Origin of the sequence: Gilliamella sp. W8123 (assembly GCF_016101085.1) — a bacterium.
GTDB lineage: Bacteria > Pseudomonadota > Gammaproteobacteria > Enterobacterales > Orbaceae > Gilliamella > Gilliamella apis.
This window is the reverse complement of sequence record NZ_JACFRE010000001.1, coordinates 392,700-417,406: the sequence shown is the minus strand read 5'-3', so window position 1 is coordinate 417,406 and position 24,707 is coordinate 392,700. Positions and strand designations below refer to the sequence as shown.

The following is a 24,707-nucleotide window of genomic DNA, read 5'->3' as shown; positions in this document are numbered from 1 at the left end:
GGTGTAATTGGTGAAAACATTAGTCTAACTGAGTTAAAATAAGAAAAAAGAGCAATGTAAGCAATTATCAGAGAATTGTTATGGAAAAAAATATTATTATGACAACACAACAACCGATTAAAGGTCGTATTCACTCTTTTGAGTCTTTTGGTACAGTTGATGGACCAGGTATTCGCTTCATTGTTTTCTTTCAAGGATGCTTAATGCGATGCTTATATTGTCACAATCGTGATACGTGGGATTTGAAAGCAGGGCGTGAAATTACTGTCGCTGAGCTGATGAAAGAGATCATCACTTATAAAAATTTTATTATGCCTAATGGTGGTGGTGTGACTGCATCTGGTGGTGAAGCAACCTTACAATCAGAATTCATCACAGAATGGTTTAAAGCTTGTCATGCTGAGGGAATTCATACTTGTTTAGATACTAATGGTTATGCAAGACAACTTGATCATACCGTTGAAGAGTTAATGGAAGTAACAGATCTTGTGATGCTTGATTTGAAACAAATAAATGATGAGATACACCAAAAATTGGTAGGTGTTCCAAATAAACGAGTTTTAGAATTTGCTAAATATCTTCAAAAAATAAATAAACGAACTTGGATCCGCTATGTTGTTGTGCCAGGATGGACGGATGATGATAATTCTGCTCATTTACTCGGTCAGTTTATTCAAGGGATGGAAAATATTGAAAGAGTTGAACTACTTCCATACCATAAACTAGGTGCATATAAATGGGATACATTGGGTGATAAATATATGTTAGAAGGTGTGGAAGCACCACCACGAGAAACATTAGATCGAATTCAGGCAATTATTGAAAGTTATGGTCAATATGTGACATTTAGCAAATAAAAAACTTCAACATAAATAAGGCGCTTATAAACGCGCCTGTTAACCTTCTATTTTAATCTTTTCCTTCTCACCGCCCGTAACAGATAGATAGTACCTTCAAGCGCTAGAACACAAACAGATAGCCAAATCAGTCCGTATGACATAATATGTTCGTTAGATACTGATTCATGCAAAAATAACACAGAAACAATGGTAAGTAATACGGGCTCTACATATCCTAGTAATCCAAATAGTCCAAGCGGTAACAGTCGTCTAGCGACGAAATACATAGCAAAGGCGATGGCAGTAATGATACCGAGCATTGGAATAAAAATATGAAAATGAGATAAATCGCTTATAATCTTATTACATGGATAATGTAAAAGAAAATAAATCAAACAGCCGATAAATATAAAAAAGAAGTCCGAAAAGGTTCCAGAAATCCCCTCTATTTGCAGTTTACGGCGTGTCATAAAGTAGATAGGATAACCCAAGGCGATGACCGCCGTTTCCCAAGAGAAAGCGCCAGTAATATAGATTTCTAATATAACACCTATGCTAGCGAGTAGTACCGCAATTTTTTGAAAAATACTTAGCCTTTCTTTATAGAAAATTTGCCCAAAGACCACCATACTTAATGGTAATAAAAAATAGCCAAGAGAAGCTGACAATCCATGACCATTTATTGGTGCCCAAATAAAAATAAGCATTTGAATAGTCAGTAGGAAAGAAGAAAACAATAACCCAACTAAAAGAAATGGCTGATGTTTAATTCGAATAAAGAGGGCAGATATAGATGACCATTGCTTTTCAATCAGAATTAAGACAATAATAGCCGGAAAAGATGTTAATAATCGCCAGCAAAAAATATCTACTACAGATAAAGGTTGCAATAATACTGGATAGTAATACAACAAACCAAAAAGACATGATGCTAGGATTGATAATGCAACACCTTTTATCATCTTATTTACCTTAATTAATAAAAAAATAGCGCTAATGAATAGCGCTACAATGAATATATGAAATTATAAAACTAACCAATAACTTCAAGGCCATTCATATATGGCACTAATACTGATGGTACTTTAATTGTTCCGTCTGCTTGTTGATAATTTTCCATTATAGCAACCAGTGTACGTCCAACAGCTAAACCTGAACCATTTAGTGTATGTACTAAATAGGTTTTATTATCAGCTTTATTGCGGTAACGAGCTTGCATACGACGTGCTTGGAAATCCCACATATTTGAACATGAAGATATCTCACGATAAGTATTTTGTGCTGGTACCCAAACTTCTAAATCATAAGTTTTGCAAGAACCAAAGCCCATATCTCCAGTACAAAGTACAATTTTACGATATGGCAATTCTAATAATTGTAAAACTTTTTCAGCATGTGCAGTTAATTCTTCTAATGCTTGCATTGATTCTTCTGGTTTAACAATTTGTACAAGTTCGACTTTATCAAATTGATGCATACGAATTAAGCCACGGGTATCTTTACCATAAGATCCAGCCTCAGAACGGAAACAAGGTGTATGAGCTGTCATTTTTAATGGTAATACGCTTTCATCAAGAATCTCATCACGCACTAAATTAGTAACTGGTACTTCAGCAGTTGGAATTAATGCATAATTACTGCTTTCTGACTCTTCATCAAGAGGTTTAGTATGGAATAGATCTCCTGCGAATTTAGGTAATTGACCTGTTCCAAAAAGCGTAGCTTGATTCACTAGATATGGTACGTAAATTTCAGCATAGCCATGTTGTTCAGTATGTAGATCTAGCATAAATTGCGTAATTGCACGATGTAAACGGGCTATTTGTGATTTCATTACCACAAAACGAGCACCAGTTAATTTTACACCAGCAGCAAAATCAAGACCACCAAAACGTTCACCTAATGCAACATGATCTTGAATAGGAAAATCGAAGGTTCGTGGGGTACCAAAACGAGAAATTTCAACATTATCATTCTCATCTTTACCATCTGGCACTGAATCATTAGGAATATTGGGAATGTTGGCAGAAATATCTTTAATTTGATTAAGAAGTTTATCTAGCTCTGTTTTTGCGCTATTAAGCTTCTCGCCAAGTTTGTTTACTTCTTCGCGCAGTGTTGAAATATCTTCACCACGTGCTTTTGCTTCACCAATTGCTTTCGAGCGTGCATTGCGCTGTGCTTGTAAGTTTTCTGTTTCAACCTGTAGTGTTTTACGTTTTTCTTCAAGTTGTCGAATTGTCTCAACATCTAATTTAAATCCACGACGTGCTAATTTGCTAGCAACGAGATCTAATTCATTTCGAAGTAAATTTGGGTCCAACATAAAAAGAGTCCATTATTGTTTATTAATGTTATTTATTTAATTTCTTATTTTAGTACAGCTAACAAAACATATAAATAAAAAAGTATGATTAATAACACATATGAAATTCGTGAGTTTAGTATACTAGAATTGTTTTGGGATTCAACCGAAGTGGCAGGCCCGAACAACGCTAAATGATATTCATAAATTTATTTAATTGGATAAGAAAATAATCATTCGTTATATGTCAAAATACTATACATATAAAATTTATTATTTTTTGTGTTTGTTACTGTTGTGTATTTTGCTTAATATTTTCAGGTGACTATTATTAATAAAAGCAAATACAAATACAAGTTATTAACAGTCATTTTTTAGTAAAATATATAATATTAAAAACGTTGTTCAATCTATAAAATTTATTATTCTATTTTTCAAAAGTAATAAAAGTAATAAACCAAATTTTAAATCGTTTATTTACTACTGAAACTATATTTTTCTAATGTAGATATTATTAGAATTTTTAGCTGTTTCATTTGGATTACTATTGTTATCGCCAATTTTCTTTTCATCAAAGTCTTATATAAAAGTTAAAATAATCAATCAAAAAGGTTAAAACACTTTTTAGCTTTCTTTTTCATCCACCATTCTTTATAAGTTTTTTGAGGGATTCAGTGAACTATTTGATAATTGGTGATAGTTCGCATTGAATGGATCTTATGTTGATTTGCAAAAACGATAATATTATACTTAATTGCTATTTATTTTAACTTTTCAAAATTTTTACAGGATAGAAGGTAAATGGAACAACAACAGAATAAACCAACAAGTGGTTTAGCTATAGCAGGAATGATTTGTGGGATTGTATCATTAATTCCTATGGGACTTTTTAGTATTGCTGTGGCTATTGTTGCTATAGTGTTAAGTGCTATTGCTAAGGGTGATATAAGAAATAATAATAAAAATGGTGCTGGTTTTGCTACAGCCGGGATGGTTTGCGGAATTATTGCTATTGCACTATGGGTTTTATTGATAGTTGTGATTGGTGGCGCATTATTATCAATTGCCTAATTATATAACTAAAATATAAAATTATTATTAATTGAAGCTGACAAAGTCAGCTTTTTTTGATCTAAAAGTAAAATATAATAAATTTGTTATTTTTCTATCTTTGCAAATCTATATTTTCATTTATGTCGTATTCTTTTTAAATATAGAATCATTTCTTTTTAATCCATAAAACGTTTCATCTAGATTTTTTCTGCATGTTTAACTATTGCCTTTTGAGTTTTTTATTCATCTCGCGATATTCGAATTTTACAGTAATGATTGGATTGGATAAGGTATAACGAGTACAGTCATAGATTATATGCTTTTTAAAAGGCTATAAATGAGCGTTATTAGCCTTTTTTGAGTCAGGTAAGGGGGTAGGTAGGGTAGTTAATCAAGTTTATTATATTTTGTGTTTTATTAGATTTATATTTAAAAGATTATTCTTATATATTTATCATTTCAATCTATAAACAGGGTTGATGATTATTAACAAAGTAATTGTCTTATTCTTGTCCCTTGTTTTTATCAAAATATGTAAAGAGAAATATCTAATGGAGATCAAGGCATGGCTATCAGTTCAGCTGGAGTTTATATAAATTATAATTTTTTTGAGTGTAAGAAATCGAAATGCTTTTGGATGCTTAATGGCGCACCCGAAGGGATTCGAACCCCTGACCGCTCGGTTCGAAGCCGAGTGCTCTATCCAGCTGAGCTACGGATGCGTGTAAGTTCGTAAAAAAATGGTGCATCCGAAGGGATTCGAACCCCTGACCGCCCGGTTCGTAGCCGGGTACTCTATCCAGCTGAGCTACGGATGCGTATTGAATATTTTAAAATGGTGCATCCGAAGGGATTCGAACCCCTGACCGCCCGGTTCGTAGCCGGGTACTCTATCCAGCTGAGCTACGGATGCATATTTTAATTTATAAATGGCGGTGAGAGAGGGATTCGAACCCTCGATGCAGCTTTTGACCGCATACTCCCTTAGCAGGGGAGCGCCTTCAGCCTCTCGGCCATCTCACCAAAACATTATGACTTTGCTTCAACAACAAAATCATAATGTGTGGCGCACATATTACGTTCTAGAAAAAATAAGTCAAACATTTTTTTAAGAACACGTGCTAGTTGTTTATTTCGTACCCAATATTACTCTTTGGGTTGAACTAATTCATCACTTTTATCTTGCGATTGATGAATTCTGTTGTATATTTCTTCTCTATGAATAGAAACTTCTTTAGGTGCATTAATACCGACTCTGACCTGATTACCTTTCACGCCCAAAACGGTAATAACAACATCGTCACCAATTATAAGTGTTTCACCTACTCTCCGAGTTAAAATTAACATTAGATCTCCTAATATCAGTTAAGTATATATCCAAACAATTTAAGATATAGCTTCGTCAGCCCCCCATCAATAAGATAGAAAGACGGAATTTACAGAAATACTCTAATGTTTAATTAACAAACAAACACTGGAGCACATCTGGCTAACTTGCTTGTAATTTATTACTGATTTCCTTTTTCACAGAAGATAACGCTTCTGGTAACGCTGAAAGATCCATTCCACCTGCTTGGGCGAAATCAGGCCGCCCACCACCTTTACCACCTACTTTTAATGCTAATTGAGATACTAATTCACCAGCTTTAACAATGCTTAATAAATCATTAGTTACACCGGCAGCTAAATTGATTTTGTTACCATTAACAGCTGCTAAAATAATTACGCCGGTTTTTAATTGATTTTTCAAATCATCAATCATAGTGCGTAACATTTTTGCTTCGACATTATCAAGTTTAGCAATTAGCAAGTTCTTATTATTTATTTTTTCGCATTGATCAAGCAATTGCCCACTTTGTTGGCTAGCTTGTTGGGCTTTTAGCTGCTCCATTGCTTTCTCTAATGCTTTAGTTTGATCGAGCAATTGCTCAATTCGTGATAACACCGCTGATTTATCACTTTTGACCAATTGTCCAATTTGATTTAATAAATTGGATTCATGGTGTATATATTCCATCGCATTTTGTCCTGATGTGGCTTCGATGCGACGTACTCCTGAGGCAATACTTGATTCAGAAGTGATTTTAAATAGGCCTATATCTCCAGTTCTATCAACATGTGTGCCACCACAAAGTTCAATAGAGAAATCGCCCATGGTTAATACTCTAACAATATCTTCGTACTTCTCTCCAAATAATGCCATAGCACCTTTATTTTTAGCCTGATCAATAGGCATCAGTTCTATGTCGACTGGCAAGTTACGACGTATCTGTTGATTAACTAGATTTTCAATTTCAACAATTTGTTCTTGCGTAATAGCTTGATTATGCGAGAAATCAAATCGAAGGTAACTGTCATTAACTAGTGATCCTTTTTGATGTACATGATTTCCTAAAATACGTTGTAGAGCAGCTTGCAATAAATGTGTTGCTGAATGGTTACGACGGATACGTTCCCGTAGTTCTACATCTATTGCAGCGGTTACAATATCACCAACTTTTAATGTTCCTTTGGTGACTTTACCAATATGACCGATACTTTTGCCATATTTTTGGCTATCAGTCACATCGAATAATAGATTTGCTGAGCTTAATACACCTTTATCACCAACTTGGCCACCTGATTCACCATAAAATGGTGTTTTATCTAAGATGACAACTGCGGTATCACCGGCATTGATAGCTTCAACTTTATTTCCATCTTGAAAAATTGCAACGACCTTTCCTGATGATTCAGTAAATTTATAACCTAAAAATTCAGTTTTATCATCAAGTTTAATCATATTGCTATAATCAACACTAAATGAACTTGATTCACGAGCTCGTTTTCGTTGTTCTTCCATGCATTGATTAAAGCCGTCTTCATCAATAGTGATATTTTTTTCACGACATACATCAGCAGTAAGATCTAATGGAAAACCGTAAGTATCATACAGTTTAAACGCAACATCTCCAGGTAGTATTGCATTAGTAATCTTACCTAACTCTTGATCAAGTAAAAATAAGCCTCGTTCTAATGTCTTTAAGAACTGTTCTTCTTCTATTTTTAGAGTTTCTTCAACCAATTTTTGGTTATTTGCTAATTCATTAGCGGCGCTTCCCATTACATCAATTAAAGGCTTAACTAACTTATAAAAGAATATATCTTTAGCGCCTAGCATATGTCCATGACGTACAGCTCGGCGAATAATTCGACGTAATACATAGCCTCTTCCTTCGTTGGAAGGTAAAACTCCATCAGAAACTAAAAAAGCACAAGAGCGGATATGGTCAGCAATAACTCGTAATGATTTACTTTCTAAATCTTTAGTTTTGATAATTTGCGCAGCATCTTTTATTAATTTTTTAAACAGATCAATATCATAATTTGAATTGACATGTTGTAATACTGCTGCGATTCGTTCAAGCCCCATGCCTGTATCAACGGAAGGTTTAGGTAATGGTTCCATTGTTCCATCAGCATGGCGATTAAATTGCATGAAAACGATGTTCCAAATTTCAATAAAACGATCACCATCTTCTTCAGGACTTCCTGGAGGACCTCCCCAAATATGATCACCATGATCATAAAAAATTTCAGTACAAGGTCCACAAGGCCCGGTATCGCCCATCTGCCAAAAGTTATCAGATGCATATGGTGCACCTTTATTATCACCTATGCGAATAATACGCTCTTTTGGAATACCAATTTCATTTTCCCAGATTGCATAAGCTTCATCGTCGGTTTCATACACAGTTACTGTCAAACGATCTTTTGGTAGGTTAAACCATTTTTCACTGGTAAGTAATTCCCATGCAAAATGAATCGCGTCATGTTTGAAATAATCGCCAAAACTAAAGTTTCCTAACATTTCAAAAAAAGTATGATGCCGAGCAGTATACCCTACATTGTCAAGGTCATTATGTTTGCCTCCAGCTCGCACACAACGTTGTGATGTCGTTGCTCTGGTATAAGATCGTTTATCAATACCAAGAAAAACATCTTTAAATTGATTCATTCCCGCATTTGTGAATAAAAGTGTTGGGTCATTGTGTGGAACAAGGGAACTACTCGCAACAATTTCGTGTCCTTTGCTATGGAAAAAGTCAAGAAAATTTTGACGAATTTCTGTAGTGCTTTTCATTTATGCTTCCATATTAAACGATAAATTTTTAGACATAGTAATATACCCGTTACAACTTAAGTTGAAAAGTAAATATTCTTAATACAGCGATTGAACTAATTACTATTAGTAAGGAATAAAATTAAAAGATCTTGAGAGCTTTTTTACGCAATGGGCATTCATTCTGTTTAGTATTGTAGGGACTATAATAGTTTAAGTCAACAAACTATACACAGTTTTTATATCACCTGGTGTAAAACCTCTAGAGGTTAAATACTGTGCTACTTTTTGTTTTTGTTGATTATTTTTAGGATCAATAAGTTTGAACTTTTTCAACAATTGTTGATAAGCTATCTCAGACCAATTAATATCAGCTAAATTTAATAGCTTTTTATTAAGATCGGATGATAATCCTCGTTGCTTTAATTCCAAACTAATTTTATATTTTCCATAACCTTTATTCGCACGCATAAATATATATTTTTCAATATATTGCTCATCATCCATCCAATGTTGATGAGTACAATATTTAATAACATGTTCTATTTGTATCTTTAATTGGCTTAATTCTTCTGGATAATCATCTTCTATACATTTTATTTTTTTACTAAAAAATAAAGTTAATTTTCTGGAAAGTTCATATGAAGAGTGATCACGCTGTGCAAGTAATTGCACAGCTTTAGCTAAAATTAATTTATTAAGATTGTGTGACATTATTCGAAATTTTCATCTTCTGTTGTAGATTCTTCATCTTCAGCAGAGAAAACAGCTGGACTATTTAATAATAAATCACGCAATTTGGTTTCAAGTTCGGTAGCGATTTCAGGATGTTCTTGTAAAAACTTAATTGAATTAGCTTTACCTTGTCCAACTTTCTCACCATTATAGCTATACCATGCACCGGCTTTATCAACTAATTTATGTTTAACACCTAAATCAATCAATTCGCCTTCTTTTGATATACCACATCCATAAAGAATTTGGAACTCAGCTTGTCTAAATGGTGCAGCGACTTTGTTTTTAACCACTTTTACACGAGTATCACTACCGATAACATCTTCGCCTTCTTTTACTGCACCAGTACGACGGATATCTAAACGCACTGAAGCATAGAATTTTAATGCGTTACCGCCAGTAGTTGTTTCAGGATTACCAAACATAACACCAATTTTCATACGAATTTGGTTGATGAAAACGACAAGGCAATTCGCATTTTTGATGTTAGCGGTTAATTTACGTAATGCTTGAGACATTAAACGTGCTTGTAATCCCATATGCGAGTCACCCATTTCACCTTCAATTTCTGCTTTCGGTGTTAATGCTGCGACTGAGTCGACAATAATGACATCTACTGCGCCAGAGCGAACCAATGCATCACAAATCTCAAGCGCTTGTTCACCTGTATCTGGTTGTGAAACTAATAAATCATCAACTTGTACCCCTAATTTTGCAGCATAGATTGGATCTAAAGCATGTTCAGCATCGATAAATGCACAGGTTTTACCTTCTTTTTGTGCTTGTGCAATAACTGATAATGTTAACGTTGTTTTACCTGATGACTCAGGTCCAAAGATCTCAACAATTCTGCCCATTGGTAAGCCACCAATACCCAATGCTATATCTAATCCCAAAGAACCAGTTGAAACGGCATCCACATCTAAGGTTTGTGTGTCGCCTAAACGCATTATTGAACCTTTACCAAATTGTTTTTCGATTTGACTTAATGCTGCTGAAAGTGCTCGTTGTTTGTTTTCATTCATATAATTAAATTCCAATAAGTAAGGATATGAAACACATTATACTGTATTGTTATACAGTATCAAGTTTTTTTTATAAACAGCCTTAAATTGATTAATTATGTGAAATTACTCACAAATTTTCTTAATATTTATTAATAAATCCCGTTATGCAATTAATTAAACGTTATCTTAAGCGTTATTTAGAATAACGATCTTCATATTGTCATTTGGAAAAATGATAATAATCAAATTATGCTAATTTAATTAGGTTATACTTTCATAAAAAAGAAGCATTTGGTATGATTAACCTCAAAAGCTGTTGGCCATTATTGATGTATTAAATTAATTACCCCATAACATAATCGTTTAACAAATATTGGCAATTTTTTATACCTAAACGTTATGCTAATCAAAAACATCTTTACTAATTAATACACTATCAAATAAAGGAAAATGATGACTGTTGATAATCAAGATTATGTATTGTGTTCCCATTGTGATTTGGTTATCGAATTAACAGATGTTGCAATTGGTCATAAAGCAACTTGTCCTCGCTGTGGTACGACATTGTTTAAAAATCAGAACAATATGAAGTTTCGTGCGGCAATGTATGCATTTTGTTCATTAATTATGCTTGTTGTCGCTTGTAGTTTTGTATTTATTGATATTAATTTAGTTGGTAATATTAATGGTGTAAGTGTTTTGGATATACCTAAAACACTTTTTTTTGATAGATATAGCTATATTTCCGCACTATTTGTTCTATTTGTGCTCGTTTTTCCATTACTCAATTTATCTATTATTGTATTGCTTTGTTCTAAAATAAAACTGACTAAATATCGAAAAAGAGATCTCTTGATCGTGTATGAAAAATTTCAGCATTGGTGTATGCCTGAAATATTTTTGACAGGAATTTTAGTTAGTTTTGTTAAATTAATGAGTTATGGCAGCCTTGGTGTTACAGGAACATTTTGGGCGTTTTGTTTGTTTGTTTTCTTTTATATCAAGGCATTAGTTATTTTTACACCAGGAAAAATATGGAATGAAATCCACCGTAATAATTTTACCTTAAAACCATTACAAGTGGGTAAAACAGGAATTTATCAAAATATAAAATTGTGTAGTTGTTGTCATGCAATGGTTCCTACTGAGTATGCTAAATGTCCAAGATGTAAACAAAAAAGCCAACTTAGAGGAAGAGATAAAATACAGTGGACGATTGCACTATTAGTCACTTCACTGATTATTTATATACCCGCTAATTTATTTGGCATCATGATTACTGAAGTATTTGGGTCACCTTCAAGTTCGACGATTATGGATGGCGTTATTTATATGTGGCAAGCTGGTGATGTACCGGTAGCGTTAATTATTTTTGCTGCAAGCGTGGTTATCCCCATTTTAAAAATCATTTCACTTAGTTTGCTCTGTTATTTTGCTTTGGCAGTTAAGCATAAGAAAAAACGTAATTGTCTAAAAATGAAGAAATTATATAATGCTGTTGAATTTATTGGTAAATGGTCAATGATTGATATCTTTGTGGTTTCGGTCGTGTGTTCTTTAGTAAGAAATCAACAGATGATGGGCGTATATCCTGATATAGGGGTAAGTTTTTTCGCCACTGTTGTTATCATTACAATGATTGCATCCCAAAAATTTGATCCACGTTTGCTATGGGATCGAATACCAACTAGAAAATAAAATAATAGGAATAATATGGCAAGCTCAAGTAAGTTAGCAAAAATAATTAAAATTAGAGCAATTTCAGCAATATGGATTATTCCCATAGTTACCGCAATTGTTGGTTTATGGATTATCTATGCTCATTTTGCTGATCGAGGTACTTCTTTTACCTTATTAGCTAAAGATGCAAGTGGTATTGTGGCCGGTAAAACAGTTATAAAAAATCGTAGTGTTGATGTTGGTATTGTTGATGAAGTGACATTATCTGATGATTACAAACAAGTCGTAATTAAAGGTAGAATTTATAACGATATGAATCCACTATTGAAAAATGATTCGATTTTTTGGGTAGTTAAACCTGAAATTGGCCGTGATGGTGTAACAGGGCTAGGTACTATTTTATCCGGTGTTTATATTGAACTCGTTTCCGGTAATGATACTCATAGCTTTAAAAACAATCCATTTGTACTGTCTGATACACCTCCATTATCCGATCCAAGCATAAAAGGAATTCGTTTAAATTTAGATAGTGATCAAAGTGGTGTTGTGCCCCGTGGCGCTAAAGTAATGTTTCGCGGCTATCATGTCGGTAATGTTGAGACGTCTCAGTTTGATGTTGAAGCACGAAAAATGAAGTATCAAATTTTCATTACCAAGCCTTATGATGCATTAGTAACTGAAAATGTACGGTTTTGGAAAGAAGGGGGAATCAATTTATCGCTATCTTCTCGTGGTGCCAGCTTAGATGTGCCTTCTTTAGATGTCCTAATGTCAGGCGGTATCAGCTTTGATTTACCTGATGGCGCTAAATTGGGACAACCTGCTAAACAACATGATATATATAAGTTATATGAAGATAGAAAATCAATTCAAGATTCACAATATACTGAATATAAAGAATTCCTACTTATGATTACGGACTCAATATCGGGATTAACCGAAGGTGCACCAGTTGAATATCATGGCATAAGGCTCGGTACAGTAAGTAAAGTACCGTTTTATACCACAGAAATGTTGCAAGAAAGATCAATCCTTAATCAAAGAGTACCGATACTAATCAAAATCGAACCTGACAGATTAGCTGAATTGGTAGAAGATAAGATAGATATTGCTAATTTAATTATAAATGAGCAAAAAAATGGTTTGCGAGCATCATTAAAGACTTCAAATATGTTTACGGGGGCACTCTATATTGATTTAGATTTTTATCCAGAGTTAAAAGATAAATATGATACTAAATTGGCTAAACAATATGGGTACGATACGATTGAAACTACATCAACTGGATTTGCGCAAATTCAAGCAAAAATACTGCAATTATTAGATAATTTTAATAATTTACCAGTTACCAATACTATGGAGCAATTTAATAAATCTTTACAATCTAGTGAACGCTTAATGAATACCATCAATCAAATTATGGCGAGTAAAGAGATGCAAAATATGCCAAAAGATTTACAAAAAGCTATGCGTTCGTTAAATGAAGCGATGAAAGGAATACAACCAGGTTCACAACTTAATACACAAATGAATGAAAGCTTACAAAAAATTCAGCAAATGATGGATGAATTAACACCTTTACTCCATACGCTAAACAATAAAAGTAACTCATTGATCTTTTCTGCACCAAACAAAACAGATCAAGAACCAAAAGCTAGAGGAAACAAATAATGTTGAAATTGATTCGAAGCTTTAAAATTACACTATTGATAGCATTATTAACGGTAATGGTAGGCTGTTCGTCGAATACTCCAGAAAAAAATTATTTTCAATTAACAAGTAATTTAATTAATGCTGATTCAATGACGACTCGCTCGACCAATAAGTTTATTTGGATTGAGTCTATTGAAGTAGCTAGTTTTTTAAATAAATCAGGTATTGTTTTACAAACACAAGATATAAAATATGTCACAGCAACCAATAATTTATGGGCATCGACACTGTCTCAACAATTTGCAGATCGATTATCGCAGGATCTAACCCAACTTTTACCTAATTATTTAGTTTCAACCAAATCTATTACTACACCGACCTTAACAATTAAGCTTTTTATTGATGGTTTCCATGGTAGTTATAATGGAGATGCAGTGATAAAAGGACGCTGGGTAGTGACAGATAATAAAGGACAAATTAGGACTAAATTTATTGATCGCAGTGTTCCGTTGGCAACAAATGGCTATGATGCACTGGTAAAAGCGTTATCGCAAGGTTGGCAAGATGAAGAGTTTGAATTTGCAAATTCAATCAAATATTAGTTATTGTTTTACATTCCGCCGATATAATGGCGGAATGTTATCAGTATTTGATTTCAAATTATCATAACTGTTTTTTCAATTCACTAAATACCTGCTCATCAATCTCAATCCAACCACGAACACTATTAATAAATGCTATTTTATCGGCCTGAAAAATATCTTTTTTGTTAATCGTTTTCTCAATTAATTTATGCTGATTTAAATAATGTTGTCGCATTGTGCCAGCTAGTAATCCTGATGTAATGGCAGGCGTTATCCACTCATCATTAATTAATAAAGCGATATTACCATTAACAAACTCGGTTATTTCATCATGTTGATTATAATTGATAAATTCTTGACCAATCGTCAATTGAGGAAAATGTTGCCGATTGGTTGTTTTATGATAGAGAAAAACATTGTGTTTATCGACACATTTAGGCGCAAAAGCTATATTATCAATCACCATTGAGGTGGTAAGCAAATCTATACTTATTTCTGATTGTCCAGATTTTGATTGCAAAAGTCTAACTTTATATTTTCCTAATGGATAATTTTTTGCTAGCTTGGTTAATGTCTGTTTGATTGTTTCAATATCACATGTAAAATCAAAATATTGCGTTGAGTCGTTCAATCTGTCCAAATGTGCATTAAGTAACAAAAACTCTCCATTTTCTAGCAATAAAGTTTCAATAATATATTCAGGCATAGATAAAGTTCTATGCAAAATAGCTGTTTTCGCTAAGACTTCATTATATTCATCATCGGCGCTTGAATCCCAGGTAATACCTCCACCAACACCATAATTTAACTGTTGATTATTAATGGTTAAGGTACGTATTGGAATATTAAATATCGCCTTTTTCATAAAAGGGTCAATATAACCAATTGAACCACAATACACGCCACGAGCTGAATTTTCAATATTACTAATAATTTGCATGGTACTTGCTTTAGGAGCCCCAGTGATTGAGCCACATGGAAACAATGCTTGCAATAGTTGATACAGGTTAATATTATCTTTCACTATTCCTTGAATAGTCGAGGTTAGTTGCCATACGGTTGGGTATTTTTCTGCGGTAAATAAATGTGGGACGGTGACCGATCCTGGTTTTGAAATTCTGCTCAAATCATTACGCAGTAAATCAACAATCATCATATTCTCTGCAAGATTTTTTTCTGATTTTAACAACTCTACTTGTTGTTTATCTTGTTGTGTCGTCAATCCTCGGGCGGTAGTACCTTTCATTGGTTTTGTTGTGATAGTTTTATCTTCTAATTTAAAAAATAGCTCAGGAGAGATAGATAAGATATGATAATTTTCAAATTCTATATAGGCACAATAATTGGCAAGATTATTTTTTTGTAGAAAGTGATAATAATCTAAAGGATTACTATTAAATGGTGCACTAAATTGAATGGTATAATTGGTTTGGTAAGTATTACCTAATTCAATTTGTGTGCGAATATAGTCAATTTTTTGTTGATATTCGTTAATATCAGTATCACTAGATAAGTTTAAAGATAGTGGTGAAAAGTGATCTGAATCTGGAATTTGCTCACGCGTATACTTATCAAAAATACCAAATAAAAGTAATGGTAAATCATGATTTGAACTTTTTATAATTTTGGTTTTATTGCTTTCACTAAATCCCATAGCACTTTCATAAGCAAGATAGCCACAGGCGTAATAACCTTTATTCGTGAAGTTTTCTATCTCATCAATGAGCTGTTTAATAGATCTATAATCGTTTGATTTTATAATTTTGATTGGATCACAAAAACATTTACGTTCACCTTCAAAATCGATATAAATTTTCATTTTAATTACCATTAACAAAGTTGCTAATTATTTTTAAACCAAATTCTGTCTTAATTGCTTCAGGGTGAAATTGTACCGATTCAATTGGCAGTGTTTTATGGCGTAATCCCATAATTAATCCTTGCCTATTTTTAGCGGTGACTATTAAAGGTAATTCATTTGATGGCAAATTAGTTTGGGCAATTAGGGAATGATACCTTACTACAGATAGTGGATTTTTAATCCCGACAAATAAGCCTTGCTCATCATGAGTAATTTCATCAATTTTACCATGCATTGGTACTGGGGCTTTAACAATGCTATAACCAAAATATTGTGCAATCGCTTGATGACCTAAACAAATGCCAAGGATTGGGCAGTGATTAGCAAAACAATTGATCGCCGATAATGATATTCCGGCATTATCGGGTATTCCCGGCCCCGGAGAAATGACCATTTTGGAAAACGATAATTGCTTTAATTCATCAATAGACTTTTCATCATTTTTGATGACCATAACTTCGGCTCCTGCACGGCAAAGGTAATCATAGATATTAAAAGTAAAAGAATCGTAATTATCAATTAGAAGAATCAAGGTAGTACCCAATGCTTAATAATTATAAAAAAGGAGGTTTTAACGAGTGACTGGTGATTCTATTATAAAAAGCGATGCTATATAAAGTAATTAATTACTTATTAAAAAACTATCTAAGACTATATTAGACATTTAAAAACCCTGTTCCTCAAAAATTTTAAAAAAAATTGAGGAGCGGGGTTTTTTATTACTTATTTCTCATAAAGTTAATATTAATGTGATCCATATCACATTAATAATCTAATCTACTTGTATGGTAGTATTATTCAGATTAAAGTTTGTTCGTTAATCATTTTTCAGAGGTATTAAATGAAAATCGTAAAAGCAGAAGTTTTTGTGTGTAGTCCAGGAAGGAACTTTGTCACATTAAAAATCACTACAGATTCAGGCGTATATGGAGTTGGTGATGCGACACTCAACGGACGAGAGCTATCTGTCGCATCATATCTTAAAGATCATCTTTGCCCACAGTTAATTGGGCGAGATGCTAGTCAAATAGAAGATATATTTCAATATTTCTATAAAGGTGCTTATTGGCGTCGTGGGCCAGTGACCATGTCAGCAATATCAGCAATTGATATGGCGTTATGGGATATCAAAGGTAAAGTAGCCAATATGCCACTTTATCAGTTATTAGGTGGCGCTTCACGTACTGGTGTTATGGTTTATTGCCATACCACAGGTAAAGATATTGAAGAAGCGCTAGATGATTATGCAAAACATAAAGAGATGGGCTTCAAAGCCATTCGCGTTCAATGTGGTATTCCGGGAATGAAGACCACATACGGTCAAAGTAAAGGTAAAAACTTAGCTTACGAACCGGCTACTCGAGGTAACTATCCAGAAGAGCAATTTTGGGCAACCGATAAATATCTTGATTTCACACCCAAATTATTTGAAGCAGTAAGAAATAAATTTGGTTTTAACGAACATCTATTGCATGACATGCATCATCGTTTAACGCCAATAGAAGCAGCTCGATTTGGCAAAAGTATTGAAGACTATCGTCTATTTTGGATGGAAGATCCCACACCAGCGGAAAACCAAGAGTGCTTCCGTTTAATTCGCCAACATACCGTCACGCCAATAGCTGTCGGTGAAGTATTTAATAGTATTTGGGATTGTAAACAGTTAATTGAAGAACAATTGATTGATTATATTCGAACCACCATAACTCATGCTGGTGGTATTACACATATGCGCCGGATTGCTGATTTTGCGGCACTTTATCAAGTTAGAACTGGTTCACATGGTCCATCTGATTTATCGCCAATTTGTCATGCAGCTGCTTTGCATTTTGATATGTGGGTGCCTAATTTTGGTGTCCAAGAATTTATGGGTTATTCCGAACAGATGTTAGAAGTTTTCTCGCCTAATTGGACCTTTAATGATGGTTATATGCATCCAAGTGACAAACCTGGATTAGGAATCGATTTTGATGAAAAACTTGCTGCAAAATATCCATACAATCCTGCTTATTTGCCAATTGCTCGTTTAGAAGATGGCACTTTGTGGAATTGGTAGAATGAAGGAGTTTATATGAAAAGTATTGTAGTCAAAAAGCCGAATGAACTAGAAATTGAGGAACGTGAAGTTCCTCAACCAGCTAAAGGTGAAGTAAGAGTCAAAGTAAAACTAGCCGGTATATGTGGTTCAGATAGTCATATCTATCGAGGACATAACCCATTTGCAAAATATCCAAGAGTCATTGGGCATGAATTTTTTGGCATTATCGACGAAGTTGGTGAAGGGATAGATCCTTCAAGGATTGGTGAACGCGTTTCCGTTGATCCAGTTATTAGTTGTGGATGTTGTTATCCTTGTTCTGTTGGTCGTCCTAATGTTTGTTTATCTTTAACCGTTTTGGGTGTTCACCGTGATGGTGGATTTAGTCAATATGCAACCGTACCAAGTAACAATGCCTATACGATTCCTGATGAAATAAGTGATGAATTTGCTGTGATGATTGAACCATTCACTATTGCAGCCAATGCTACAGGCCACTTAAAACCAACTGCAGATGATATTGCATTAATCTATGGTGCAGGTCCAATGGGACTAACATCAGTACAAGCACTAAAAGGTGTTTATCAAGTTAAACAAGTTATTGTTGTTGATCGAATTGACGAACGTTTAGCTATGGCACAAAAAAGTGGTGCAGATAAAGTTATAAATAATACAGATTTATCATTAAAAGAAGAATTAGAAAAACTTAATATTAAACCAACAGTTATTATTGATGCAGCATGTCATCCTTCGATTTTGCAAGAAGCAATTACCATCGCTTCTCCAGCGGCAAGAATCCTAATAATGGGCTTTTCAAGTGATCCTTGTCAAATTACTCAACAAGGAATAACCAGTAAAGAGTTATCTATTTTTTCTTCTCGATTAAATGCCAATAAATTTCCAGTTGTTATTGATTGGTTAAAGAAAAAATTAATCGACCCTCAGAAGTTAATCACACATCAATTTGATTATACGCAAGTAATTCAAGCAATTGAAACTTTTGAAAAAGATCAGAAAAACTGTTGTAAGGTCCTATTAACCTTTAGTTAGCACTAGAAAAAGTCTTGTGAATTTTAGATAAAATATTAAAAGTGAGAACAGTATGAATAAGATAGGAAATAAGAATGAAAGGGATACTTCGGATTTAGTTAAAGCTGCAGTATCAGGCTGGCTCGGAACAGCTTTAGAATTTATGGATTTTCAATTGTACTCTTTAGGTGCTGCTTTAGTTTTCCATGAAATTTTCTTCCCAGAACAATCAGCTATTATGGCGTTGATTTTAGCAATGGGTACTTATGGTGCTGGTTATGTAGCTCGAATCGTTGGTGCCTTCGTTTTTGGTCGCATGGGTGATGCAATTGGCCGTAAAAAAGTACTATTCATTACTATTACCATGATGGGTGTATGTACCACACTTATTGGAGTATTACCAACTTATGCTCAAGTTGGTATTTTTGCACCATTGATGTTGGTTGTTTTACGTATTATTCAAGGGTTAGGTGCAGGTGCTGAAATTTCAGGCGCTGGAACTATGCTTGCTGAATATGCACCAAAAGGCAAAAGGGGAATCATTTCTTCATTAGTCGCAATGGGGACTAACTGTGGCACACTAAGTGCAACAGCAATATGGGCAATTATGTTCTTTTTATTAGATAAAGATCAATTAGTTGCTTGGGGATGGCGTGTTCCATTTATTGCAAGCGTGGTGGTTATGATTTTTGCAATTTGGTTACGAATGAATTTAAAGGAAAGCCCAGTATTTGATGAAGTCAATGATACGGATGAGCCAAAAAATAATAATAAAGCCACAAAACATATCTCATTAATTGAAATGTTTAAAAGTAAATCATTTTGGTTAGCTACCGGATTACGGTTTGGTCAAGCTGGAAACTCTGGTTTAATCCAAACTTTTTTAGCGGGATATTTAGTACAAGCATTATTATTCAATAAAAGTATTCCGACCGATGCAATCATGTTTAGCTCAATTGTTGGGTTCTTAACAATTCCTTTTTTAGGTTGGTTATCTGATAAGATTGGTCGAAGAATTCCTTATATTGTATTGACTTTGTCGGCAATTGTACTTGCCTATCCAATGTTATCTATTATTGTCGATATAAATCATTCTGTAAATACTATTACATTATGTTTGATTCTCATTCATAATATTGCTGTTTTAGGTTTATTTGCCCTTGAAAACATTACTATGGCCGAAATGTTCGGTGCTCGTAATCGATTTACGCAAATGGCAATATCTAAAGAAGCAGGAGGTTTAATTGCAGTAGGATTTGGCCCAATTTTGGCCGGAATTTTCTGTAAAATGGTTGATGATTGGTGGCCAATTGTGGCTATGATTATTGTTTACTCTTGTATTGGTCTTATTTCGGCGATTCTTATGCCGGAGGTAAAAGATCGGGATTTAGCTGACCTAAATGACGCGGCAGATAGTAAAATTTAAACGGAAAAAATAATGAGATTATCAAATCAAACTTTATCACAACTACCTAAGGAGGTAGTTGTTCCAACTTATGATAGAAGCAAAATTAAAACCAAAATTGTTCATCTTGGTTTTGGCGCTTTTCATCGAGCTCATCAAGCAGTTTATACGGATATACTAGCTGCACAGCATGATAGCGATTGGGGATACTGTGAAGTTAACTTGATTGGTGGTGAAGCTCAAATTCAAGATTTAAAACAACAAGATTGCTTATTTAGTGTTTGTGAAATGTCTTATGATAATTGGAATACTCGCGTTGTTGGTATTGCAAAAGAAGCATTACATGCAGATATTGATGGAATACAAAAAGTCTTAGCGGTGATGACTCGTCCTGAAATTGCGATTGTGTCAATAACGGTAACCGAAAAAGGCTATTGTTATTTGCCATCGACAGCATCAATTGATACCAATAATCCATTAATCAGTCATGATATTGCCAATCCTCATGCGCCAAAATCCGTTCCGGGTGTCATTGTTGAGGCATTACGTTTACGTAAAGAGCAAGGATTAAAACCTTTCACGGTTATGTCTTGTGACAATATGCCTGAAAATGGCCATGTTACTCGTAATGTTGTTTTAGCACTGGCTAAACAGCGAGATCCTAATCTAGCTCAATGGATTGAAGATAATGTGACGTTTCCATCTACAATGGTTGACCGAATCGTACCAGCCGCAACGCCAGAAACTATGGCAAAAATAAATAAACAACTAGGTGGTATTGATGATCCAGCAGGTATTGCAGGTGAACCATTTAGACAATGGGTGATTGAAGACAATTTTGTGGCAGGTCGCCCCCAATGGCATAAAGCTGGGGCAGAACTCGTTGGTGATGTTTTGCCTTATGAAGAGATGAAATTACGCATGTTAAATGGTAGTCATTCATTTTTTGCTTATTTAGGTTATTTAGCCGGTTATTTGCATATTGATGAATGTATGCAGGACCCCAATTATGTTAAAGCAGCTAGACATTTAATGTTAAATGAACAAGCAACTACCTTACGAGTAAAAGATGTTGATTTGTCTGCTTATGCAGATTCATTACTTGATCGTTATCGAAACACGGGTTTAAAACATCGTACATGGCAAATCGCCATGGATGGTACTTTAAAATTGCCACAACGTATGCTTGATTCTATTCGTTATCACTTAGCTGACAATACCTCATTTGATTGTCTTGCTTTAGGGGTAGCTGCTTGGATGCGTTATGTTAGTGGGGTAGATGACGCGGGTAATTCAATTGATGTAAGCGATCCATCAATTAGCAAAATAAAAGAGCTGGTTGCTAATAGTGCCGATGACGAAAATAGAGTAAAAGCACTATTATCTCTAACTCATGTATTTGGTAATGAGTTAGTTAATAATTCGCTTTTCGTTGAAAAAGTTACGACAGCGTATCTTTCTTTACGAGATATCGGCGCTAAAAAGACAGTTGAAAAATTAACGCAATTTTTTTAAAGCTATCAAGATAATTTACTATAGTTAATAACCAAGGTGTAATAGCGCTATTTTGCAATTACACCTTTTTATACGCCCTACTGATGCTATTTTATATATAGACTATTTTTTAAAAATACTTTTCTTATATTTAAAAATCACCTACTATTCACATCAATACAATTGATTATACAAGAATAGGATATGTTTAAACTTATCGAATTAAATATTTCAGAGCCCGTTAATCAACAAGTTTATCGTACATTAAGAAGAGCGATTATTACTTGTCAGGTTTTGCCTGGCATTTTACTTTCTGAAAAAGATATTTCTACGCAATTTAATGTATCACGCCAACCAGTTCGTGAAGCCTTCATCAAATTAGCTGAAGCCGGATTGGTTAAAATTCTTCCGCAACGAGGCACATTTGTAACAAAAATCTCGATTAAAAAAGTGATTGATGGGCAATTTATTCGTGAAGCCGTTGAGTGTGCAATTATCAAACGGGTTGCGCAAGAAATAACTAGTGCTGATCTGGTATTATTGGATAAAAATCTTGCCGAACAGGTAGATGCCAATAACCGTAGTGATATTCGCGCTTTTTTGGAAAAAGATGACGAATTTCACCAAATTATAATGAATGTTGTTGATTGTCCAATGGCGTGGGAAACCGTCGAAAATATTAAAGCAATGATGGATAGAGTGAGATATTTAACTTTAGAAGATATTTCTCCTCCCGAAGACTTGGTTAAACAACATGAGAAAATCGTTATTGCACTAAAAAAACATGATCCTGAAATGGCTGCTCTTGCGCTTCATGAGCATTTATCTAATATTTTACAAACAATAAATATATTGTCACAACAACGTAATGATTGGTTTGTTGATTAGCTTATTAGTAAATAATAAGATTAAGTTATAAAAAATATATTTATAATGAGATTAATCATTATAAATAATAATTGAGACTTTCTATTATGATACGACAAGTTAAAATTCGAGTGTGTGGTCGTGTACAAGGCGTTGGTTTTCGCTTCTTTACCTATCAACAAGCGACCAAATTAGGTTTAGTTGGTTATGTTAAAAATTTAGATAATGGTGATGTAGAAATAGTCATACAAGGGGATAACATATCAATCGCTAAATTAATACAATGGCTTGAACAGGGCGGGCCAGTTTCAGCCCGTATAACTGCAGTGAATGTTATGGAATTAATTCCTGAAAGCCAGTTAGTCGGTTTTCATATCAAATATTAACTTTATAAATTATAGGTTTTTGCAATAATAACTAGTTGGCTAATCAACGCTATGATATATATGGCTAATATTTATAAAGCATTATTTAATTAATATTTAACGTTTACGCAAATAGCCGAAAACACGATAACCTTCGATTTTCCATAATCCATCTTTATAAATTAACGGGAAAGTTACTCTGCTACTTGCGTTAGGGCCAGGATTTTGCTGAACAATTTCAATTTCATTGTCGCTAACTTTACTGATAATAGCAACATGACCATATTGAGACCATCCCAATACGATAATATCTTCTACTTTGGGTTTGGTCGTTGATCCATTATGGAACTGAAGTAAATTACGTCTGGTATTTATTTTACCGTCAGGAATGGAATCATCGAAAAAATCTTTTGCATGGCCATAACTATCTGGCATTTTATGATTGAAACGTTCGTAATAGTAGCGTTTAATGAATTCAACACATTGATATTTAAGACCTAAATTATAACCATCTTTAGCTACATTGCGACTACTAACATGATTGATATTGCCATTATAGTAGACTTTAACACCATTAAACTCGTCGATGACCGTGCCAATTTTCCTCTCATTAACATTTAAATCAGCATAAGCATAATGATAAAAACTACCTACTTCCAGCATGAATAAAACAATTAATAAATAGAGACTGTTTTTTAATCTAAATAACATATTGATTTCCTATTGATATTTTTTTTATCCTTATAAGGTGATTGTGTCTAAATTTTAGCCTTAAAAATTAATTATAATAGTTATTTATTACTAAAAAATGTATATATTAATTGCTATATCTGAGCAATTAATTTTTCAATTAAAAAATAATATTTTATTTAAATTAAAAGAAAAGCTCATCGTTATGTATTCATTATTAAACACTGTAAAACGTATCTATTAAGATGCTTTAAGACCGTTATCTTATTAATACTAATGTTTATTAATCATTATCAGAATGTCATTCAACTTCTTGCAATGTCAGATATTAATTTAATAAAAAATAAAGTAAAATGAGCTAATATTTAGATGATTTGTCATAATAGTGTGCCTGCGTTATTGATTAATCTTATAAAGGTAATTAACGTAAAGTATGAATAAAAAAAATTTAATCTGTTTCTTACTTCTTATTTTGATAATTGGTGTTTATTATAGTTATCAAAAAGATGATGAGGTGTCGAGCTCGCCATCAAATGCAAGTCTGCCCGAAACACCAATTTATCAAAGTGATGATATGGTAACCAATGTCTATGATTTATCAGGTAATATGGTATATAAAATTGAATCTGGCAAAGTAAAGCATTTTGATAATAATGAAAGTACTGATTTTGATTTACCTAATGTGACACTTTACGATCAGGATCATGCGGCTACTTGGCATATTAAAGCAAAACGCGCAACTTTGACTAATGATAAATTGATCTACCTTTATCAAGATGTCGTGTTAACAAATTTAACCCCAGAATCGCAATTACAACAAGTGTTAACTGATAATGCTGTAGTTGATTTAACAACACAACTGGTAACGTCTGATGATCCAGTAAAAATTAAGGGAGTTGGTTTTTTCTCAACTGGTTTGGGGTTAATCGGTAATTTACGAGAAAAAACGGCAAATATACTTGAGAATATAAAAACCTTTTATAATAGTGAGGCTCAATAA

21 protein-coding genes and 4 tRNA genes are annotated in these 24,707 nt (G+C 33.6%); 12 read left to right on the top strand and 13 right to left on the bottom strand.

The window, feature by feature from the left end:
• Nucleotides 1–80: 80 nt before the first annotated feature.
• Complete coding sequence (gene pflA / locus H3T56_RS01900) at nucleotides 81–857, top strand: pyruvate formate lyase 1-activating protein (protein WP_232343745.1); 777 nt, start codon at nucleotides 81–83, stop codon at nucleotides 855–857.
• A 47-nt stretch (nucleotides 858–904) separates the two neighbouring features.
• Here pflA and rarD read toward each other — a convergent pair whose 3' ends face one another.
• Both rarD and serS read right to left on the bottom strand, forming a co-directional pair.
• On the bottom strand, nucleotides 905–1,801 hold the full coding sequence (rarD, locus tag H3T56_RS01895) for an EamA family transporter RarD (protein ID WP_198191882.1): 897 nt from the start codon (nucleotides 1,799–1,801) through the stop codon (nucleotides 905–907).
• 71 nt (nucleotides 1,802–1,872) lie between these two features.
• Nucleotides 1,873–3,165: a serine--tRNA ligase gene (gene serS, locus H3T56_RS01890; RefSeq protein ID WP_198191881.1), complete on the bottom strand. Its 1,293-nt coding sequence runs from the start codon at nucleotides 3,163–3,165 to the stop codon at nucleotides 1,873–1,875.
• A gap of 780 nt (nucleotides 3,166–3,945) precedes the next feature.
• On the opposite strand from serS, the gene H3T56_RS01885 reads away from it, so the two are divergent.
• Nucleotides 3,946–4,215 (top strand): DUF4190 domain-containing protein, encoded by a 270-nt coding sequence (locus tag H3T56_RS01885; protein WP_086360210.1) that lies wholly within the window; start codon nucleotides 3,946–3,948, stop codon nucleotides 4,213–4,215.
• Nucleotides 4,216–4,842: 627 nt separating this feature from the next.
• Here the strand turns inward: H3T56_RS01885 and H3T56_RS01880 are convergent.
• The 8 genes from H3T56_RS01880 to recA form a co-directional block, all read right to left on the bottom strand.
• Nucleotides 4,843–4,919: transfer RNA gene (locus tag H3T56_RS01880), tRNA-Arg, on the bottom strand.
• Nucleotides 4,920–4,938: 19 nt separating this feature from the next.
• Nucleotides 4,939–5,015, bottom strand: a tRNA-Arg gene (locus tag H3T56_RS01875).
• Between the two features lie 18 nt (nucleotides 5,016–5,033).
• Nucleotides 5,034–5,110 (bottom strand) — tRNA-Arg (locus H3T56_RS01870).
• A gap of 17 nt (nucleotides 5,111–5,127) precedes the next feature.
• Nucleotides 5,128–5,220 (bottom strand) — tRNA-Ser (locus H3T56_RS01865).
• A 123-nt stretch (nucleotides 5,221–5,343) separates the two neighbouring features.
• Nucleotides 5,344–5,544 carry a carbon storage regulator CsrA gene (csrA, locus tag H3T56_RS01860; protein ID WP_065578109.1) on the bottom strand — a complete coding sequence of 67 codons (201 nt, stop codon included), beginning with the start codon at nucleotides 5,542–5,544 and terminating at the stop codon, nucleotides 5,344–5,346.
• A gap of 142 nt (nucleotides 5,545–5,686) precedes the next feature.
• Nucleotides 5,687–8,320: an alanine--tRNA ligase gene (gene alaS, locus H3T56_RS01855; protein ID WP_198191880.1), complete on the bottom strand. Its 2,634-nt coding sequence runs from the start codon at nucleotides 8,318–8,320 to the stop codon at nucleotides 5,687–5,689.
• 192 nt (nucleotides 8,321–8,512) lie between these two features.
• Nucleotides 8,513–9,013 (bottom strand): regulatory protein RecX, encoded by a 501-nt coding sequence (locus H3T56_RS01850; RefSeq protein ID WP_086360208.1) that lies wholly within the window; start codon nucleotides 9,011–9,013, stop codon nucleotides 8,513–8,515.
• Nucleotides 9,013–10,059, bottom strand: coding sequence for a recombinase RecA (gene recA / locus H3T56_RS01845; RefSeq protein WP_034903468.1), 1,047 nt, complete (start codon nucleotides 10,057–10,059; stop codon nucleotides 9,013–9,015). Before recA ends, H3T56_RS01850 begins: the two co-directional genes overlap by 1 nt.
• A 435-nt stretch (nucleotides 10,060–10,494) precedes the next feature.
• Between recA and H3T56_RS01840 the strand changes: the two genes are divergently transcribed.
• Genes H3T56_RS01840 through H3T56_RS01830 form a run of 3 tightly spaced genes read left to right on the top strand, consistent with a single transcriptional unit; the run spans nucleotide 10,495 to nucleotide 13,976 of the window.
• A complete protein-coding gene (locus H3T56_RS01840) occupies nucleotides 10,495–11,739 on the top strand; it encodes a PqiA/YebS family transporter subunit (protein WP_198191879.1) in 1,245 nt (414 codons plus the stop codon).
• A 15-nt stretch (nucleotides 11,740–11,754) separates the two neighbouring features.
• Nucleotides 11,755–13,392, top strand: coding sequence for an intermembrane transport protein PqiB (gene pqiB / locus H3T56_RS01835; RefSeq protein ID WP_198191878.1), 1,638 nt, complete (start codon nucleotides 11,755–11,757; stop codon nucleotides 13,390–13,392).
• Nucleotides 13,392–13,976 carry a membrane integrity-associated transporter subunit PqiC gene (locus tag H3T56_RS01830; RefSeq protein WP_198191877.1) on the top strand — a complete coding sequence of 195 codons (585 nt, stop codon included), beginning with the start codon at nucleotides 13,392–13,394 and terminating at the stop codon, nucleotides 13,974–13,976. Before pqiB ends, H3T56_RS01830 begins: the two co-directional genes overlap by 1 nt.
• Nucleotides 13,977–14,037: 61 nt before the next feature.
• Here H3T56_RS01830 and pabB read toward each other — a convergent pair whose 3' ends face one another.
• Together pabB and H3T56_RS01820 are read right to left on the bottom strand one after the other, a co-directional pair.
• Nucleotides 14,038–15,777 carry an aminodeoxychorismate synthase component I gene (pabB, locus tag H3T56_RS01825; RefSeq protein ID WP_198191876.1) on the bottom strand — a complete coding sequence of 580 codons (1,740 nt, stop codon included), beginning with the start codon at nucleotides 15,775–15,777 and terminating at the stop codon, nucleotides 14,038–14,040.
• Between the two features lies 1 nt (nucleotide 15,778).
• Nucleotides 15,779–16,351, bottom strand: coding sequence for an aminodeoxychorismate/anthranilate synthase component II (locus tag H3T56_RS01820; protein ID WP_065651581.1), 573 nt, complete (start codon nucleotides 16,349–16,351; stop codon nucleotides 15,779–15,781).
• Nucleotides 16,352–16,660: 309 nt separating this feature from the next.
• Between H3T56_RS01820 and manD the strand changes: the two genes are divergently transcribed.
• The 6 genes from manD to yccX all read left to right on the top strand — a co-directional run bounded on the left by manD (nucleotide 16,661) and on the right by yccX (nucleotide 23,038).
• Complete coding sequence (gene manD, locus H3T56_RS01815; protein WP_034902860.1) at nucleotides 16,661–17,875, top strand: D-mannonate dehydratase ManD; 1,215 nt, start codon at nucleotides 16,661–16,663, stop codon at nucleotides 17,873–17,875.
• A 15-nt stretch (nucleotides 17,876–17,890) separates the two neighbouring features.
• Nucleotides 17,891–18,907 carry a Zn-dependent oxidoreductase gene (locus H3T56_RS01810; protein ID WP_198191875.1) on the top strand — a complete coding sequence of 339 codons (1,017 nt, stop codon included), beginning with the start codon at nucleotides 17,891–17,893 and terminating at the stop codon, nucleotides 18,905–18,907.
• Nucleotides 18,908–18,959: 52 nt separating this feature from the next.
• Nucleotides 18,960–20,312 (top strand): MFS transporter, encoded by a 1,353-nt coding sequence (locus H3T56_RS01805; RefSeq protein WP_198191874.1) that lies wholly within the window; start codon nucleotides 18,960–18,962, stop codon nucleotides 20,310–20,312.
• Between the two features lie 12 nt (nucleotides 20,313–20,324).
• Nucleotides 20,325–21,806 carry a mannitol dehydrogenase family protein gene (locus H3T56_RS01800; protein ID WP_198191873.1) on the top strand — a complete coding sequence of 494 codons (1,482 nt, stop codon included), beginning with the start codon at nucleotides 20,325–20,327 and terminating at the stop codon, nucleotides 21,804–21,806.
• Between the two features lie 183 nt (nucleotides 21,807–21,989).
• Entirely contained in the window at nucleotides 21,990–22,673 is a 684-nt protein-coding gene (locus H3T56_RS01795; RefSeq protein WP_198191872.1) for a GntR family transcriptional regulator, read from the top strand.
• An 86-nt stretch (nucleotides 22,674–22,759) separates the two neighbouring features.
• A complete protein-coding gene (gene yccX / locus H3T56_RS01790) occupies nucleotides 22,760–23,038 on the top strand; it encodes an acylphosphatase (RefSeq protein ID WP_065578099.1) in 279 nt (92 codons plus the stop codon).
• 96 nt (nucleotides 23,039–23,134) lie between these two features.
• Here the strand turns inward: yccX and H3T56_RS01785 are convergent, their stop codons facing one another.
• Complete coding sequence (locus tag H3T56_RS01785; RefSeq protein ID WP_198191871.1) at nucleotides 23,135–23,728, bottom strand: CHAP domain-containing protein; 594 nt, start codon at nucleotides 23,726–23,728, stop codon at nucleotides 23,135–23,137.
• 412 nt (nucleotides 23,729–24,140) lie between these two features.
• Here H3T56_RS01785 and lptC point away from each other — a divergent pair, with 412 nt between their 5' ends.
• Nucleotides 24,141–24,707, top strand: coding sequence for an LPS export ABC transporter periplasmic protein LptC (gene lptC / locus H3T56_RS01780; RefSeq protein WP_198191870.1), 567 nt, complete (start codon nucleotides 24,141–24,143; stop codon nucleotides 24,705–24,707).